Genomic DNA, 16,394 nt, shown 5'->3' with positions numbered 1-16,394 from the left:
GCCAAGGAGTCCGCATGCCTATCACGGCCAGCATGTTATACCGTGACAGTTTTAACTTTTTCCGTAACCAGGTGGTCGGTATCTTGCTGATAGCCCTGCTGACGGCATTTATTTCTGTGTTGCTTAATCATGCTTTCAGACCAGATGTTGAGCAGTTAAAACTGTTGAGTGTCACGGAAAATGATTTAGCTTCCACAGCAGGAATGGGGATCCAGGAAATCATTCAAAGTATGACACCAGAACAGCAAATGCTGTTATTGAAACTCTCTGCTACCGCAACCGTCTCTGCCTTGGTAGGGAATGTTTTACTGGTGGGCGGGGTTCTCACGTTAATAGGCATGGTATCTGCGGGCCATACCACCAGCGCATTACGAGCAATGGGTAACTCCGTACCACAATTACCCGGCTTACTGCTGATGTTGTTTATCTGTACCCTTCTGATCCAATTAGGTCTTACGCTATTTATTGTACCGGGCGTGATCTTGGCTATCTCGTTCTCATTAGCTCCGGTGATTTATTTTGCTGACCGCCCTGGCATCTTTGCTTCTCTCAGGCAGAGTTGCAAGCTGGCTTTTGCCAATGCCCGAGTGATCGTCCCGGCAATGATGCTGTGGTTAGCCGCTAAGTTACTGGTGCTGTTTATGATCAGTCAGTCATCTGTGTTAACGCCTCAGGTTGCCAGCGTAGTGTTGACTGCATTGAGCAATCTGGTTTCTGCTCTATTACTGATTTATCTATCCCGTCTGTATATGTTACTACGTAACTGATCATTACCAAGCAGGCACGATTTTTATCAGCCCCGTGCCTGCTTTTGAACCTGAGTTCTTAAGAATACATCCACCTGCTCATTATTTAACCAGGCAAAACCAAAGATTACGCCGTAAAATCCACCTGTTTTTCTTTGCTTTTTTAACTCTTTTGTAAAAAAAGGTGCAAGTTTGAGCGAACGATCAAAAATAAGAGCCCAAATATAAAAAATTATTCTCTTTCGAAAAAAGTTTATGTAATACTTATGACGCTACATGGAGATTAACTTAATCTAGAGGGTGTTATAATGAATCGTACTAAACTGGTACTGGGCGCGGTAATCTTAGCTTCTACTATGCTGGCTGGTTGCTCAAGCACTGCTAAATTGGATCAACTGTCTTCTGACGTTCAGACTCTGAACTCTAAAGTTGACCAACTGAGCAACGACGTGAACGCAGTTCGTGCTGACGTTCAAACTGCTAAAGACGAAGCAGCGCGCGCTAACCAGCGTCTGGACAACATGGCTCATTCTTACAGAAAGTAAGATTGCCTATGTTATCAAAACGGCGCTTAGTGCGCCGTTTTTTTTTGCTTCTCAGCTCCACTATATCGCATTTTAGTCCACTCACTACCAGCCACAAAAAAGGGCCGACAGATGCCAGCCCCCTTCTTGTTAACCCATTAGCCAAGCGTTTTTAACCCACTCAACTGATTGATGGTTCAAGCCTGCAATTAGCTCCTATAAGGCGCTACAAGCTGTTTAAATGCTATTGCCCTACACTGACCAGCACCGGTATGCCAGAACGCCGTTCCATCGCGCTGTCGAATTTTGCTCTATCTGTCTGCCCATCAGCAGCAAATGCTTTCTTACTACTAGAAAGCAGGATTGGCATAGTCTGTGGATCATCACTCTCTACTTTCGACAAAGGCTGATGAACTTCTACATAACGTTTACCATCCGGCTCAACCGAGGCTTTTACTGGCTCATTGATAATCTGTACTCGTGTTCCTGCTGACACCATATTGAACAGCGCTTCAATGTCATCTGGACGCAAACGAATACAACCCGAGCTAACACGCATGCCAATACCGAAATTAGCATTGGTACCGTGAATCAGATAATTGCCCCCTGCCATGGACAGACGCATAGCAAACAACCCCATCGGATTTTCAGGCCCTGCCGGTACCACAGCAGGTAACGTGATACCGTCTGCAAGATAGCGCTTACGAATATTTGGTGTCGGTGTCCAGGTAGGGTTACGAATCATCTGACTGATTGACGTCACCTTCAGCGGTGTATGCATACCCGTCTGACCAATACCGATCGGATAGACAATCACTTTGTTTTCACCTGGCGGGTAATAGTAAAGACGCAGTTCCGCAAGATTCACCACAATCCCTTCCCGCGGCGTATCTGGCAACAGCATCTGCAGTGGGATAGTCAACGCCGAACCCGGCTTTGGCAGGTAAGGGTCAGTCCCCGGATTAGCTTCTAACATTCCCAATAGGCCCACTTTGAACTCAGCAGCAATGGCTTCCAAGGAACGGCCATCCTTAGTGACGTTATAGACCTTATTTTCACCAATCAGACGGCTGCCTGGCGGTGGTAATGGATATTCGTTTACATTAGTGGCTTGGGCACCGGTCACTACCGTAGCCAACAGCACACCAATTAAAGTCAACACACGTTTCATTATCATCCCTACTATTATCACGGTTTATTGCTGGTTATCGGCAGTTTGCCAGTGAATAAATTTGACTAATACCATTGCAATAGTAGCAAGAATAAGTTCAAAGGCAACAAGTCACCTAGAAATCAATATGTTATACACTAACCATCATCAGTATTGTCAATGAATCGTCAACAACTAACTTAATGAAAGATCACTGTTTTAGCTTGGCAAGGAAAACAGTGAACCGAATTGTAAATTCTCATTGACATAATATGAGCCTGCATCTGCCCTGTCTCTTGCCACCCTGAGTGAACAAACACCGAAAAGCTCACTGAACCGCGCGCAGAGGATGACTTGAAAAATCATGAGGAATTACGGTAAGATAACGACTTGATCAAAGAGTATAATCTCTGCTCAGCGTCCTCTTAGTTAAATGGATATAACGAGCCCCTCCTAAGGGCTAGTTGCAGGTTCGATTCCTGCAGGGGACACCATCTCAAAGCGAACCGACATAACCCAAAGCGAACAAACCCCCGCCACATAAGCCTTTAAGCGCTTTCATTGCGAACATAAAAGAATCAAAGCGAATTGACTACAACGACCTTTTGCGGGCATATTGTGGGCACAATGAAAAAACCATGCGGAATTATGCCCACATGCTCACAGTCAAGCAGATAGATGCAGCAAAACCAAAAGAGAAGGCATACCGCCTGGCTGATTCTGGCGGTCTGTTTCTTTTTGTGCCAACAAGCGGAAAGAAGGTCTGGCGCATGCGTTACCGTTTCGACGGTAAAGAGAAAACGTTAGTCATTGGCCCCTACCCTGAGATCGGATTAACCGAGGCAAGATCTAAGCAATCAGACGCAAAAATGAAATTGCTTGTTGGTATTGATCCTGCAGAACTCAAGCAGGTGGAAAAAAGACAGAAACCACTACAACCAGGTGCGGTTGAAGATTCATTTGGAAGTATTTTCAATGAATGGCATGCGCACAAATCAGCGGTATGGTCTATCAAATACGCTGCAGATATTAAAACCATGTTTGAGGATGACATTCTGCCCACCATTGGCCATTTAACAATGGCAGAAGTCGAGCCAATGGTATTGCTGAAAGTGATTCGATTGTATGAAGAACGTGGTGCCATGGAAAGAGCGGATAAAGCCAGGCGGCGATGCGGTGAGGTTTTCCGCTATGCCATTGTGACGGGCCGCGCAAAGTACAACCCTGCGCCTGATCTGGTTGATGCTATGAAGGGGTACAGAAAGCAGAACTATCCATTCCTCCCCATGGATCAGATCCACGAATTCAATAAAGCGCTGGCAAGTTATGGCGGTAGCGTTATATCAAAAGTGGCCACTCAGATTTTGCAATACACGGCACTTAGAACGATAGAGCTCCGCACAATGACATGGGAAAACATCGACTTTGAAAACGCGCTGATAACCGTCGATCCTGAAGTCATGAAGGGAAGAAGATTGCACGTTGTGCCTATGTCACGGCAAGTTATAGATCTGCTTATAGGGCTGCAGCCAATAACCGGAAATTATAAATATGTTTTTGTGGGGAGAAGTGACAAGAATAAATACATTAGTGAAAACACGATCCTGGGTGTTATTCGCCGGATCGGTTATGAAGGCAGGACATCAGGCCATGGATTTAGGCATCAATTCAGTACCGTGTTAAATGAAAAGCACTGGAATAGTGATGCTATAGAGGCACAGCTTGCTCACGTTAATAGCGCGGGAACCCGCGGGATATATAACCACGCCAAGTATTTAGACACTCGGCGTGAAATGATGCAGTGGTGGGCTGACTGGATTGATGGGGATGTAATTTAACCAGAATCCGTTCCGTCATGGGGTGTCGGGGGTCGGAGGTTCGAATCCTCTCATGCCGACCAACTTTTTGTAGAAAAACCAACCTGTTACGGTTGGTTTTTTTATGTCTGTAATTTTACCATGGTAAAAAAATGGTAAAACTATGGTAAAACCTCCGACGAAAAACGCCAGGGGTGCATAAAGTTTTACTTCTTGGTTTCGGCCTCGGGTGTATCCCCTTGTTCCAGCTCGGCAGGCTGATCAGTTTCTACCTCGGGCTGCTGGATTGATTCAGATTCAATCACCGGCTCAGGTTCGTCACCTGCTGGCATCTCTACGCGCAGATCGATCCAGCGCCCAGCAGGAATGTCGATCGGCTGACCTTCCTTGTATCCGGCTTTGACGTTTTGGGCGAACTCCGGGGCGGTCGAATTGATGCGGTGGAAAGTCTTGATCAGCAAGTCGCCCGCCTCATCGACTTCATAATCCACCCACACAAGAGGTAGCTTGTTGCGATCTATCGGTATCTCAATTCCACCGTCAACACCGCCCCATTCAGCATCAGAGTTAAAGCCGAGAGTGCCAGAAATCCGGTAGACACCCTCGCTGATGCGCTCAGTTGTCACACTGTGGCTTTCGTCATTCAGTTCGCACTGGCCATCGCCGAACAATTTGACTATCGGGGATGCTTTCTTGATGAAGCCGTTCGCATCGACCGTGGTGTTAGTACTGTGCCATAGTATAGACCAGGGGGAAAACACCCCAGCGCTTGTTCGTCCCCGGACAGCTATCTTATTGTTCGACGGCGAACCAATGCCGAAGACCATAGTCCATCGAGACGTAGAGTCAAAACCACCACTGATTCCAGCCCAATATCCCGGTCCTTCGGCATTCGGCGTATTTGGGCCATATTTGATAAAGCCGTTAGCACTGATGGTATTAGCATCTATTTCATTAATTGGATCAGTGCCCCCCAGCCCATAATCGCCTTTTTTTAAAGGTGATACTAGATTAGTAGAGGTCCACGATTTAACTATCTCATGTCCTAAAATAATCTCAGGCTCATCTATAACTGTTCTATCCCAAGTCCAATTGCTAAACGTATCTGAAATTGAGGTATTGTCTATCGTCGCAGTAATGTTACTAGCAAAACTATCGTACTTAATATAAAGCTCATATGTATTAGCTGCAGATTCGATGAGTCCGATGTCTAAAATTAGCGTTCCTGCGGTCACGTATGCACTAACAGAGGCTCTACCTGGCTTATTAATTGTTGTTACAGTACCATTTCCCGATCTGATAATGATTGTCGCAAAACCATTATTTCCGGTGCCTCCGTTATACCCACCATTTCCACCTAAATGGATCATTAGTGTTCGGCCATTCTGGCCAAAGTTTGCAATTTTCCCCACCCTTTGCCATGTTACTGTATTTGAAAGGTAACTGGCTGTCGCATTTAGTTTGTTAATATTGTCCTTAGTGTACGTATTTGCTAAAACCGAGGCGGAATTATCTGAGCTGGTTTTTGCATTCACTTCACTAATCTTTGCCGCTGCTGCTGATGCTGCTGCTTCTGCACGCATACGATCAACAGCTTCCACAATTGCAGGGTTTAGATCTGCTTCGCCCGGCATTGTCAGGAAATCGTTGAGCGTGCCGGGCTTTGAGTTAAGCGCTACTGTGATGCCGCCCACACGCTCAGGCTGGCGACCATCTGTCGTAACGGTTACGTCATATGCGCCAGGCTCTACAGTCAACGTGTACTTGCCAGTTGCATCAGTGATCGACTGAGAGCGAGCCTGATTAACAACCGTTGCCGAAGTTCTGACTGCGCGTAATTCAATGACTACACCGGATCGTGGGCCACCAATAGGATCCTTCAGAATACCGCTGATTACTGTCATGGTTTTATTCTCCAATTAAAAAACCCGCTCAGTGGCGGGTATAATTGATTATTAATTTGGTTATACAAGAAATACTATGTTGGGCGTTGCCCGAGAGGTTGTTATTGCACATTGTAACGCACAACTAATCCAGTTACCCTCTCTACCCGAGTTTTTAATGCGCAACACTAAATAACTAGTGCCGATATTAGCGTTAATGCTAAACGGTGTTGTAGGTATTGAACCCCCGCCACCCTTGGCAATATTTTCATCATTCCAGCTGTCTGTTTGAGCTATTATCGAGCCGTTTAAAAGCAGTTGAACATCACTAATGGCCCCACCCAGACCTACGGCGCTAACAACACTGCCGGGTTGAGCGTAAATTTTTTTCTTCCAATCATCACTCCGATACAGCATTATTCTATGCAGCATTCCAGTGATAAATCCGCGCCTATTAAACTCAGCGTTTTGTATGTATGCAATTGGTATGTCAACGTAACCACCTCTTTCTATCCATCTGCTGACATTAACATTCGTCAGCATGTTGTTAATATCAACTAAATCCCCTTCAATTCTATTTGCATATACAGTGCCAGAAAATCGACCCGTTGCAGCGCGAAGTTCTCCAGCAAAATACCCGCCGTCCGCATAAATAATTCCCCGCACGGACACTTGATTAAATTGAGCATTACCTGTTTCGCTATTAATAGCCCAACCAGAAGCACCATTTGCATAATTAACGGATTGTATTTGTTCTGCGATTTTTGCAGTGGTGATTGTACCGTCTTTGATAAACGCAGAATTGATAAATGTCTGCCCGCCATCAATAGCGAACGGCGTGGAAATCACGCCATTTGTCACGTTTAAGAACGCGAACCGGTCAGCCATGAAAAGCACTTGGCTCTGCATGCCTGCTGGGGTGTTTTCCACGCCGACACCGATCCCCGCAGAGTAAAGCTTTCCATCCCACGTCTGGCCAACTTTGATAGACCACATGTTTTTTAGCTGACTTGCGTCCTCGATAGGGCCGATCAAATCTTTACCCAACTGAGTTTTAGTTATTTCCCCCGTCAGATAGTCCAGTATCTCGTCAGCTTGATTGCTAGACGCTCCCAGCGTCCATACAGTCCACGGCCCGGTATTGCCTAGACGATCGACAAGTCGAGCTTGAAAAAAGAACTGCACGCCAGCGGCTAGACCGGTCATGGTGTGGCTCCGTTGAGGGTAAGCGTAATCGCCCAAATGCATAGCGCCTGAGCCGTCTGGCTGCGTGCTGTACCAGATTTCAGTGCGTTGGGTGTCTTCAGCACCGGGCGGGAATGCCCAGTTCAACACGATGCCAAACACCTGCCCTGTGGTCGTAAAGCTGGCCAGCGCGGGTGGCTCGCCGATTTTGCCGTAGAGCTGCTGTTCCAGGGCATTAGCCCACACGCTCGAAATCTCAACCGGGTTTATCGCCCGGACACGGGCCTGATAGCGACCAGCGTAGATACCCTCAATTTCAAAGCCTAGCGTTGATACTCTTGGGCCGGGTATCCAGTTACCGTTATCCCGACGCCATTCTGTTTCGTAAGCTATCGCGTTCTCGGCCCTGTCCCATGTCACGTAGAGCGTGGCAACGGCCAGCCCTTGAATCGTTGCTGAGTTCTCGCTGATCCTGACGTTTGTTGGCGGTGCCTGGACGCCAGGCGGGATAACAGAGATCGGGCGGTCTTCAATCCGCGCACCGGTATCGATACGTGCGTACTTGTCCGGGTCATACTCGATGGCCGTGATATCAAACGATATGCCGTCATTAGCCTCAGTAATGCCGGTGACACGGAATAACTGAATGGCCAAGTCTGTAGCATCAACAGCCCACACGCATTCTGCAACTGGTGTTTCACTGTAGTTCGTCGTGACCGTCACAACTCGGCCATTCACTGACTGAATAGTGCGGGCCTGCGACTTACCGCTAGGCAGGTTGACAATCAGGCGTTCACCCGCCACCGCCGACGATTCTCGATCAAGTGTGATACTGCGCCCGGATACTGAGCTAATACGACCACCGAGGGGACGGCCAGCAAAGGCTTCATCTGCAACACCAATGATCCAGCCGGGCAGTGGTATATTGCCATCAGCACCAACGGTAAAACTGATCACTCTGTCTTTCTCATTGGTCAGCAGCAACCATTTACCGCGCCTGATTGCTTCGGTTTGCCGCGTGCACCCTATGGCTGTGATTTCGGCCTGCTTGACCTGATAACGGCGGATCAGGTTGTTATCGAATACTGGCTCAACCGAGTCCTGATAACCGTTCGCCGGGTCACTCCAGCTCACCATGCAGGTGCTGTAATGTGTTTTCTCGCTGGCGCTGGCGTCGGTAAACAGCCCGTCTTTAACGTTGGCGCGGGTGTAGATGTAGTCCACATCGCGGGGCATATCGGCCAGCACGTTCATACTGTTGTTGGCCCAGAACGTCATACCACGGAAAATATTGGCGAAGTCGCGCAGAACTGACCAGGCTTCTTCCTGCGACTGGATATAAACGTCACATATAAAGCGCGGCTCCATGCCACCGCCACCGCGCCCGTCCGGTACCAACTGATCGCAATACTGCGCAATGGTGTACAAGTCCCATTTCGTCAGCGCCAGATTCTCTGCACGAACGCGGGTACCGATGCTGTAACGGGCATTAATCAGCAAATCGTAAAATATCCAGGCTGGGTTATTCGTCCAAGCCCATTTAAAGCTACCATCCCATACGCCAGTATAAGTTCGAGCAATCGGGTCGTAAGTCGTTGGTATGCGGATAATGCTGCCCTTCGGCTCACAGGAAATCTGCGGGATATTCTGAAACTGTTTCGCGTCGAACTGCACAAACAGCAGCGCGGTTTCTGGATACCGGAGTTTGACGTCAATCAACTCTGTGAGTGATTCGATAACCATTTTGTCAGCAACCAGGTTGCTGCTGCTGTTTTGTGTAATACGGCGCACACGAATCTGCCATCCGGTTGTGGCCTTCGGTAAATCAATGCGGTGGCTACGCTCATACTTCGTCGTAGTCTTGCCATCCACCGCCGTCTTTAACAACTCCTGATAAGTGCCTCCATCGGTGGCCACGTCAATTCCGTACTCAATGCGATAGCCCACGACGTCGCCGTTATCCTGTTGCCGTTGAAGCTGTTGCCACGAAAAGCGCAGGCGGATTGCTGAAAGCTGGGTGTTGGTCAGCGAGCGCACCCAGGGATTAAGGCTGGTCAGTTCGGTACCGACCGTGATTTCGTTCTCGACGTTTGGCATGCCGGGAATATACGTCTGATCTGGCGTGCCCGGTCGAAATTCCCATTTAACGCCGGGGAAATTTTCGGAGCCGTCCGGGCCGATGATCGGCGTGCCATCGAGAAAAATGTTTGTGCCGTCTAACCCGCCTGCAAACTCCCCCTCGCCCAACGCCAGCAAAATCTTGGCGTGTGATGTGGACTGCAGGGAGTCAGGTGATTCAACAGGGCTATGCTGGCTACCACCGCCACCCTTGCGACCTTCAATAATTGCTGACATTAAGTTTCTCCGGGCGTAAAAAAACCCGCATTGAGCGGGCATGATTGAGGGTGATTACGTTACTGCTGATCTTCAGCGAATATCCCGGCTGAAATGATTGCACCACCAATCCGCCGCTTGCCGTATAGAATGGGTACAGGATTACCCTGGGCGACCGTATTCACAGGACCGCCGAATGCATACGAGGGTTTGTTATCTGGGCTCTCTCGCATTGCCAGCCCGCCCTGCATCGGGGATAGCATCTGGATAACGCCACCGAGCATCATTGCGCCACCAATCTGCATTGCATAAGATCCCCAGGCTGCGCCGCCTAGCGCCTGGCCGAATGGGGTGAACATCCCAACTGCGCCAGCGATCACCAGCACAGCACCAAGGATAGTCTGAAATACCCCGCCGCTTTTGCTACCGATGATGATAGGTGCGATTCTGATATCATCGGTACCAGAGAACTCTAGCTCGTCACGGTCGATATTTCGCTTACCGTTAAATACTGCAAAGGTCAGGCCGCGATCTTTGGCGGTCTGTAGGAACTTTTCAAACCCTGGAATAGTGACAGACAGCGCCTTGATGGCTTCCTTCGGTGTAGATACCACCAGCTTATGAACCCGGCCAAATGTTGCGCCGAGGACGCCGTAGAGTCTGACCATTCGATATTCGTGCGTTGTGATTGGCATATTTTCTCCAATAAAAAACCCGCACAATGGCGGGCTTTTGACTTTTGGCTATTCATTTATGTGCTTCGTAAATAGCATCCAATATTTTTATTGACGATTTGAAATAGCTTATATTTAATTCTTCATCTATGGGATTTTCATATGGCCACCTTGTATACCTTGTAACCACCTTATCTTTATCACTACTAGATAGTGTATCAATTATTGACTTTGAGTCCACCAGTGAAAAAACACCATGCCCACCAGACTCAAGAGGTTTGCTTTTTCCAAACCTAATATATGCTGGCGTATTAGGGAAGTGCTCACTACCGACAGCGACCATGTAGCCATTTTTATCTCTATGCAAATAAAAAGACCCCTTGTAAATATAACAAGTTAAATCGTCTGTCATGGAGTCGGTCTTGCACCCAAGGCTCCACGATGATTTATCATTATATCCACCACCAATGGTTCCCGAACCGCCCCAGTGGTAAAAACTAACTTTCACTCCATCTATTAGAGCCTCTTCTACAACGCTAACCTTAGTTTTGTCTTTTTTCAATACATCTACTTCGAATAAGCAAATCAATTTCCCATTTTCAAAAACATGCTTATTCTTAAAGTAATCTTCTTTTATATCAAACCCAATATTTTGGGGTATGGTCGCCTTTCCCTCCTCGGCATATAACTGGCGGTAAGCAGAGCATTCGAGGTCTTTTATTCCTTGTTTTTTCTCTAACCAAATAACATCTTTTTTTGCTAAAGGTATTTCTGAATTAACATTGGTGCTTATGACTAACAATAGAAGTGCCGCGCTAATTTTTCTAACTACCCTTAACGGTGTTACATTGGCAAGCATTTAATATCTCCATGTTAAATCGCAACGGTATCAAATCGTAGCATCTGTTGACTTGGAGATCACTATCAGTTAACTGGCATTATAGCGCAGAGTGATCACCGTCCTATCCTGCCAATATCCACCATATGGGACGCGGGTGCTTAGTTGCCCGTACATGTGGTGGATCATCACCCCATCACCCACATAAACCCCTGCATGGTTCGGCTCATCCGCTCGTATCTGCATAATGATTACGTCACCAATCTGCAGATCACCTGCCGCTGGTGAAAAACCGGCTTCGGCATAGTGCTGCATGTAGAGGTTTTCACCCCGGATCCACCACCCGTCTGCCCGCTCGAAGTTTGGCAACGTTACATCTCGCTCTAGCTGGTACCAATCGCGGATGATTGCGTAGCAATCACAGAAGCCATGAACGAATGGGCGACCAAGCAAAGGCTTGATGCCCTCAGCTGGGGTGATCGTCCTTATGTCCCCCTCTGGCCAGCTCACGATTACCCACGGCAATTGTGACGCGTCACACTGAGCAAGGTCGAGCTGACTTGGCTGGGTTGTGCAGTCGGGGTGGCTATGGACTATCGCAATGATTGTGCCTGCGTCCTCAGCTGTCGCGTAGTCATCCGGGTGCATGCTGAATTGTTCAGTCGGCGCTGGCGCGGTGTTGCGGCAGCGGTGGTACTGCTGGCGGCGTCCATTTTGAGTTACAAGCCCACAGCACTCTGCGGGGTAAGCTTCCGCCGCATGAGCCAGCATAGCGGTGGTGATATGTTTGCGCATGGCTACCTCTTTAGCAATGACGAACCAACAAAACCGCCGTGCGGCAGTGGGTTACCTTTGCCGAACCGGGGCTCACAGCCGGTGGACACCAGACCCGAACAGGCATCCTTTGACGGATCATCAACCGGGTTGCCGTCCATATCAAAATACAGGGTGCCGGTATAGCCGCATGACGCCCCACGGTATTGGCCACGGATACACCAGGTACACAGCGCGTGAATCTGCCGGGTCGGGATCATGATGCCCTGCAGGTCTGCCGGTGATGAGAGCGCAAACTGGATCACTGTATTGGTGCCGGTCAGTTTGCGGTCGATATACCAGACGTCTAGTTTTTCCTGTGTTGGATCAGCACTCGGGTTACCCTCTGGGAAATTACGTGCATCAAGATAGTGCACATAGGTATCGCGGATCGTCACTTTGAACAGCGCTAAATTTTGGAATGCCAGACACATAGCAGCGACCGTGCCATCAATGTTACCGACCGATAGCGTTGGACTCGGGGCCGTACCGTCACTGGTTACCTCCAGCCCTTCAATTTGCACTGGCCATGGCTTGTACTCTCGGCCTCCCCACCAGATCGGTTTTGCGGGCAGCTTCGCCGGATCATCACCAGCATTCTCCAGTTCCTCAGGGGTGTGTGGTATAGCGTGGCTGTGAAAATACAGTTCCGGCCCACCATATTGGCTCCCGTCCACTTCGAACAGGCGCACTTTACTCCCAGGCGCTAACACCTGGTGATCTGTTTTGATAGACATGATTTCCCTACGGATGGAATGCAGTTTCGAATGTAGCCGCAAGTTGGTACATTGGTTCGCCAAGGGAGTTTTTCCCCATCGCGGTAACCTGGTAGGTTTTGCACGTGTATAGCCCAAGCTCAAAGTTGGGACTTGTCCACTTAAACGCCTTATACCCTGCGTGTCGTCGAAAGAAATTGCGGATTTCGTTAATACGCTGCCAATTGCCGATGAAGGTCATAGGCCAGCTTTGATGCTCGCCATTCAACCCATCACCAACGCGTTGCTTGTATCCATCGCCGAACTGAACCTCGCGAACGCGAAATGTGTGCTCGCCAACAGGGTTAACGCGGGCGCAGTAATTGAATGTTTCTAGTACCATTACCTACGCCCCTTTATTGCTGTGCTTAACATCCGCCCCTGCCCAGTTTCCTTCTGCAGTAAAGACTTAAACCGCTGATCAACAAACTGCGCGAGTTCGTTGCCAAACTGTTCCATGCCGGGTGGGGTAGAGACTGTGCTTTGTCCATCGTTGTTGATTGTGATATTCACAATCGTTGCGTTACTCGCAGCATCACGCATTGCCGGTGGCAGATTGGCAGTGGTAGGGCGAACATTCAAAGAGGGGCTGAGGGCCGGTGATACCAGACCACCATTTGCATAGCCACGAAGGTCCCCAACACCAACATTACCATGCATCAGCGCATAGAGATTCTCTACACCGATACGCTCAGTCGCTTCTTTGGGTATGACAAATTCACCGCGATGCACAATACCAGCAGGATCATACTTACCGCCTGATCCGGTATACCCACCACCATCGAAGAGGGATAAACTGTTGAATGCTCCGCTGCTAAATGCACTGCTGCCACTTGATGCAGCAGCGCCACCAAGTGAACCCATCATGCCACCAGCAACTGATTTTATTACACCGACCATCGCTGCGTTAACCAGGACCTTCTCTATCTCCTTCAGCACGCTGATAGACCAGTCTTTCCATGATGCTTTGTTGTCGTTCAGCATTTCGGTGATGTTAGTAACCATGCCACTCATGGCATTGTTTGTTGCGCTCGCTGCCTGCCCAGCATAATTTGATGCCTCGTCAACCCAATCAGCCATACCAGCACTAACGCCAGCCATCCAATCCGCTTCGGCGGCTTTGGCTGCTTTATATTTTGAGTCGAGCGCATCAAGTGCTGCAGCCTTGGCAGTAAACGCTTCTGTTCCTTTATCCGATTTATCGAAAATGCGTTCAACCTGCTGACGCTCATCAAAATAATCACGCTGACGCTGCCCCATACCGCGAGCTTTTTTGCTAGCCGTGGCCTCATCGCTGTATTTACGGGCGGCATCAGTCAGATCCTTCAATGCGTCAGCCATTTCACGCTGCTTTCTGACAGCCTCGTCGGCTTTTTGCGTCCAGGTCGCCAACTCTACAGCTGACGACTCGATCGCTTTCCGCTGTTCGTTAGTCCACTTTGCACCGTTCTCATGAGATGCCGCGTACAGTTCGGCGGCTTTCTCCCCCTGAGTTGCCCTAACCCTTTGGACGTCTACAGCAATACTCAGGTCGGCAATTTTTCGGCTGTACTGCTCGGCGGTACGAGCGGCCTCATTTTCAGCCTTATTATGTGCGCTGGTTGCAGCCGTGCCTGCTTTCTTGGCCTGCGATAGCCGCTGGGTTTCGTTATGCTCCTTCACCGCAGCCTGCGTCCACTCTGCGGCAAACGTGGCGTTTTCGGGGCCAGTTTTGCCCATTTTAAGCAAATCAAACTCGGCCTGTTTTGTTACTCGAGCAACACCATCAAACCCAGCCAGTTCTGCAGCCTGCTGCTTTTGCAATAACGCTTGCTGCTCTGAGTCTGTAACTGTTGCCTGCGGCAAACGAAGTGGGCCGTTAGCAAGTAATCCCTGACGGGATGCTAATAACTGGTTACCGATTCCCAGCACTCGGTTAAATTCAGTATGCTCCCCTGTCATCATTAGCAATGAGTTATATGCGGCACTCTGTTCTGCAACACTTTTACTGATGAGAGAGTTACGCTGCTCTTCTATTCCTGAGAGCGCCTCCTGGATCGTCTTTGCCTGGCTTTGCATATCAGACAATCTTGATTGCTCTACAGCAAGATTCGAAGTTGCTTTTGCTATCCCGTCAACAAGGTCGGCATCTCTGATGCTTGCCGAATATGATGGATTCGCCCTGGCCTGATTTAGCGTTTCAATATCCTTCTGTAACGCTTTAACTTTCGCAGCTTGCTCATCAATCAGTCTATTTTGCTCGACAAGTGCCTTCTGGGCGTTCTTGCCTTCATCTGCCGTCTGGGACAACGACATTGTCTTAACTTTTTCTCTTACCTGGTCTATCTGAGCGGCGTATTCCTGTGCTGATGCCCGCGCCTGCTCTTGCTGTTGGTACATGTAGTACCATGCTCCAGCTCCCAGCATGAGTAAGCCGGGGATACCGCCAACAAGCCCCAACGCGCCGGACATTAGACGTGACCCTACCGAGGTCACGCTATTTAGCGCGGTTTGTGCCGCTGTTCTTGCAGCAATATTGCGGGTTACTGCGGCCTGAGAACCAGCAAGACGCCTTTCTGCCGCTGCCTGTCCGTCCGTTCCCCTTGCTGCAATCAGTGCCTTTTGCGCACGATATTCAGCCGCTTTTGCCCTTGCCACAGCAACTTTTGTACCCTCAACCTGAGCAGCGGCGAGGGCTACCTCACTTTTTTGCGCATGGATCACGCCAATTGTCGCACCGCTGATCGATTGAGCCATACCGCCAAAATAGCGAGACACACCAACGCCAATCAGTAGGCCAGTGACGGTTGCCACCGTGTTGATATTGTCCGCAAGGTGCCCTATCCCTGCAGACAGCGCCTGCGTAGTACCGTGCGCCTCATTAGTTTCACCGACATACTTTTTCCAATGATTGGAAAGCTTGGTGATCGCATCGCCGACAGTGGTTGGCATAGCATCCGCCAACTCTGCGTTACGCTTCTGCGCTGCAATAACTGCATCAGAAAAGGTTTGCATAGAGAGCTTACCTTCACTGGCCAGTTTTTTAACGGCGGTTTCAGTGATACCCAGGTATCGGCCAATGTCGCCGATCACTGTCGGCATAACCTCCATCACGGTTTTCCACTCATCACCAGAAACTTTGCCGGTCACCATAGATTTAGACATGGCATCAATTGTTCTGGCCCCCTTTTCAGCACTGGCGGCGTTGATCGTCAGCGAGCTAGAAATGGAATCAATGAAGTCAATGGTTCCTGCTGTGTTGTAACCCAGCTCCTGCATTGCCTTGGCGCTGCGAATGAATAACTCGGACTGTTCCTCGATCGGCTTGTAGGTGCGATCGCTGATTTCCATCAGCCGTTGCTGCACCAGGTTATATTCATCCGCCGAACCTGTTGCCATTTTGATGCGTGACGACAACTGCCCCCAGTTATCCGCAGTGGTAATAAGTGAGTCCACGGCAAACGCGCCCGCAACTACCCCCGTCAAACCTGCTGCAACCCCGGCAACAGAGGCCAGTTCAGTATTCAAAGCCTGAATTGCCTGCTGTTGCTGGCGTGTGGCGGCGGCTGCTTTCCTGCCACCTTGCTCCATCGTTTTGTAATAGTCAGCCCCCATGCGTGACGCACGGGAAATCTCAGACTTGAACGAACTGGCGTTGGCCGAAATTTTAATGATTAATTCACGCAGCGATGCCAT

12 protein-coding genes and 1 tRNA gene are annotated in these 16,394 nt (G+C 49.2%); 4 read left to right on the top strand and 9 right to left on the bottom strand.

The window, feature by feature from the left end; translation table 11 throughout:
- The first annotated feature begins 14 nt into the window (after positions 1 to 14).
- Both IO95_RS13890 and IO95_RS13885 read left to right on the top strand, forming a co-directional pair.
- On the top strand, positions 15 to 767 hold the full coding sequence (locus IO95_RS13890; RefSeq protein ID WP_023490003.1) for a YciC family protein: 753 nt from the start codon (positions 15 to 17) through the stop codon (positions 765 to 767).
- A 287-nt stretch (positions 768 to 1,054) separates the two neighbouring features.
- The gene (locus IO95_RS13885) at positions 1,055 to 1,291 is read left to right on the top strand and encodes a major outer membrane lipoprotein (protein WP_023490004.1); all 237 of its coding nucleotides are present in this window, start codon (positions 1,055 to 1,057) and stop codon (positions 1,289 to 1,291) included.
- Positions 1,292 to 1,514: 223 nt separating this feature from the next.
- Here IO95_RS13885 and IO95_RS13880 read toward each other — a convergent pair whose 3' ends face one another.
- Positions 1,515 to 2,441: a L,D-transpeptidase family protein gene (locus tag IO95_RS13880; protein WP_023490005.1), complete on the bottom strand. Its 927-nt coding sequence runs from the start codon at positions 2,439 to 2,441 to the stop codon at positions 1,515 to 1,517.
- A gap of 398 nt (positions 2,442 to 2,839) precedes the next feature.
- Between IO95_RS13880 and IO95_RS13875 the strand changes: the two genes are divergently transcribed.
- Together IO95_RS13875 and IO95_RS24200 are read left to right on the top strand one after the other, a co-directional pair.
- A tRNA-Arg gene (locus IO95_RS13875) sits at positions 2,840 to 2,914 on the top strand.
- Positions 2,915 to 3,076: 162 nt separating this feature from the next.
- Positions 3,077 to 4,258, top strand: a complete 1,182-nt coding sequence (locus IO95_RS24200; RefSeq protein WP_023490006.1) for a tyrosine-type recombinase/integrase — start codon at positions 3,077 to 3,079, stop codon at positions 4,256 to 4,258.
- Between the two features lie 185 nt (positions 4,259 to 4,443).
- Here the strand turns inward: IO95_RS24200 and IO95_RS23540 are convergent, their stop codons facing one another.
- The 8 genes from IO95_RS23540 to IO95_RS13830 all read right to left on the bottom strand — a co-directional run bounded on the left by IO95_RS23540 (position 4,444) and on the right by IO95_RS13830 (position 16,394).
- Entirely contained in the window at positions 4,444 to 6,141 is a 1,698-nt protein-coding gene (locus IO95_RS23540; protein ID WP_051791235.1) for a prophage tail fiber N-terminal domain-containing protein, read from the bottom strand.
- Positions 6,142 to 6,201: 60 nt separating this feature from the next.
- Positions 6,202 to 9,660 (bottom strand): host specificity protein J, encoded by a 3,459-nt coding sequence (locus IO95_RS13860; protein ID WP_081878564.1) that lies wholly within the window; start codon positions 9,658 to 9,660, stop codon positions 6,202 to 6,204.
- A gap of 59 nt (positions 9,661 to 9,719) precedes the next feature.
- Positions 9,720 to 10,334, bottom strand: coding sequence for a tail assembly protein (locus IO95_RS13855; RefSeq protein ID WP_023490568.1), 615 nt, complete (start codon positions 10,332 to 10,334; stop codon positions 9,720 to 9,722).
- A 52-nt stretch (positions 10,335 to 10,386) separates the two neighbouring features.
- Positions 10,387 to 11,172, bottom strand: a complete 786-nt coding sequence (locus IO95_RS13850; RefSeq protein WP_023490567.1) for a hypothetical protein — start codon at positions 11,170 to 11,172, stop codon at positions 10,387 to 10,389.
- 69 nt (positions 11,173 to 11,241) lie between these two features.
- Positions 11,242 to 11,946, bottom strand: coding sequence for a C40 family peptidase (locus IO95_RS13845; RefSeq protein WP_023490566.1), 705 nt, complete (start codon positions 11,944 to 11,946; stop codon positions 11,242 to 11,244).
- 2 nt (positions 11,947 to 11,948) lie between these two features.
- Entirely contained in the window at positions 11,949 to 12,701 is a 753-nt protein-coding gene (locus IO95_RS13840; RefSeq protein WP_023490565.1) for a phage minor tail protein L, read from the bottom strand.
- A 7-nt stretch (positions 12,702 to 12,708) separates the two neighbouring features.
- On the bottom strand, positions 12,709 to 13,062 hold the full coding sequence (locus IO95_RS13835) for a phage tail protein (protein ID WP_023490564.1): 354 nt from the start codon (positions 13,060 to 13,062) through the stop codon (positions 12,709 to 12,711).
- The gene (locus tag IO95_RS13830) at positions 13,062 to 16,394 is read right to left on the bottom strand and encodes a phage tail tape measure protein (protein WP_023490563.1); all 3,333 of its coding nucleotides are present in this window, start codon (positions 16,392 to 16,394) and stop codon (positions 13,062 to 13,064) included. Before IO95_RS13830 ends, IO95_RS13835 begins: the two co-directional genes overlap by 1 nt.

Source organism: Serratia sp. DD3, from assembly GCF_000496755.2.
Note: the sequence above shows the minus strand (reverse complement) of the source record. Positions and strands in the feature narration are given on the sequence as shown.

Coding starts and splice junctions, on each gene's coding strand:
- IO95_RS13860 (WP_081878564.1), bottom strand. CDS start 9,660: ATGTCAGCAATTATTGAAGGTCGCAAGGGTGGCGGTGGTAGCCAGCAT.
- IO95_RS13850 (WP_023490567.1), bottom strand. CDS start 11,172: ATGCTTGCCAATGTAACACCGTTAAGGGTAGTTAGAAAAATTAGCGCG.
- IO95_RS24200 (WP_023490006.1), top strand. CDS start 3,077: ATGCTCACAGTCAAGCAGATAGATGCAGCAAAACCAAAAGAGAAGGCA.
- IO95_RS13880 (WP_023490005.1), bottom strand. CDS start 2,441: ATGAAACGTGTGTTGACTTTAATTGGTGTGCTGTTGGCTACGGTAGTG.
- IO95_RS23540 (WP_051791235.1), bottom strand. CDS start 6,141: ATGACAGTAATCAGCGGTATTCTGAAGGATCCTATTGGTGGCCCACGA.
- IO95_RS13890 (WP_023490003.1), top strand. CDS start 15: ATGCCTATCACGGCCAGCATGTTATACCGTGACAGTTTTAACTTTTTC.
- IO95_RS13845 (WP_023490566.1), bottom strand. CDS start 11,946: ATGCGCAAACATATCACCACCGCTATGCTGGCTCATGCGGCGGAAGCT.
- IO95_RS13835 (WP_023490564.1), bottom strand. CDS start 13,062: ATGGTACTAGAAACATTCAATTACTGCGCCCGCGTTAACCCTGTTGGC.
- IO95_RS13885 (WP_023490004.1), top strand. CDS start 1,055: ATGAATCGTACTAAACTGGTACTGGGCGCGGTAATCTTAGCTTCTACT.
- IO95_RS13830 (WP_023490563.1), bottom strand. CDS start 16,394: ATGGCATCGCTGCGTGAATTAATCATTAAAATTTCGGCCAACGCCAGT.
- IO95_RS13840 (WP_023490565.1), bottom strand. CDS start 12,701: ATGTCTATCAAAACAGATCACCAGGTGTTAGCGCCTGGGAGTAAAGTG.
- IO95_RS13855 (WP_023490568.1), bottom strand. CDS start 10,334: ATGCCAATCACAACGCACGAATATCGAATGGTCAGACTCTACGGCGTC.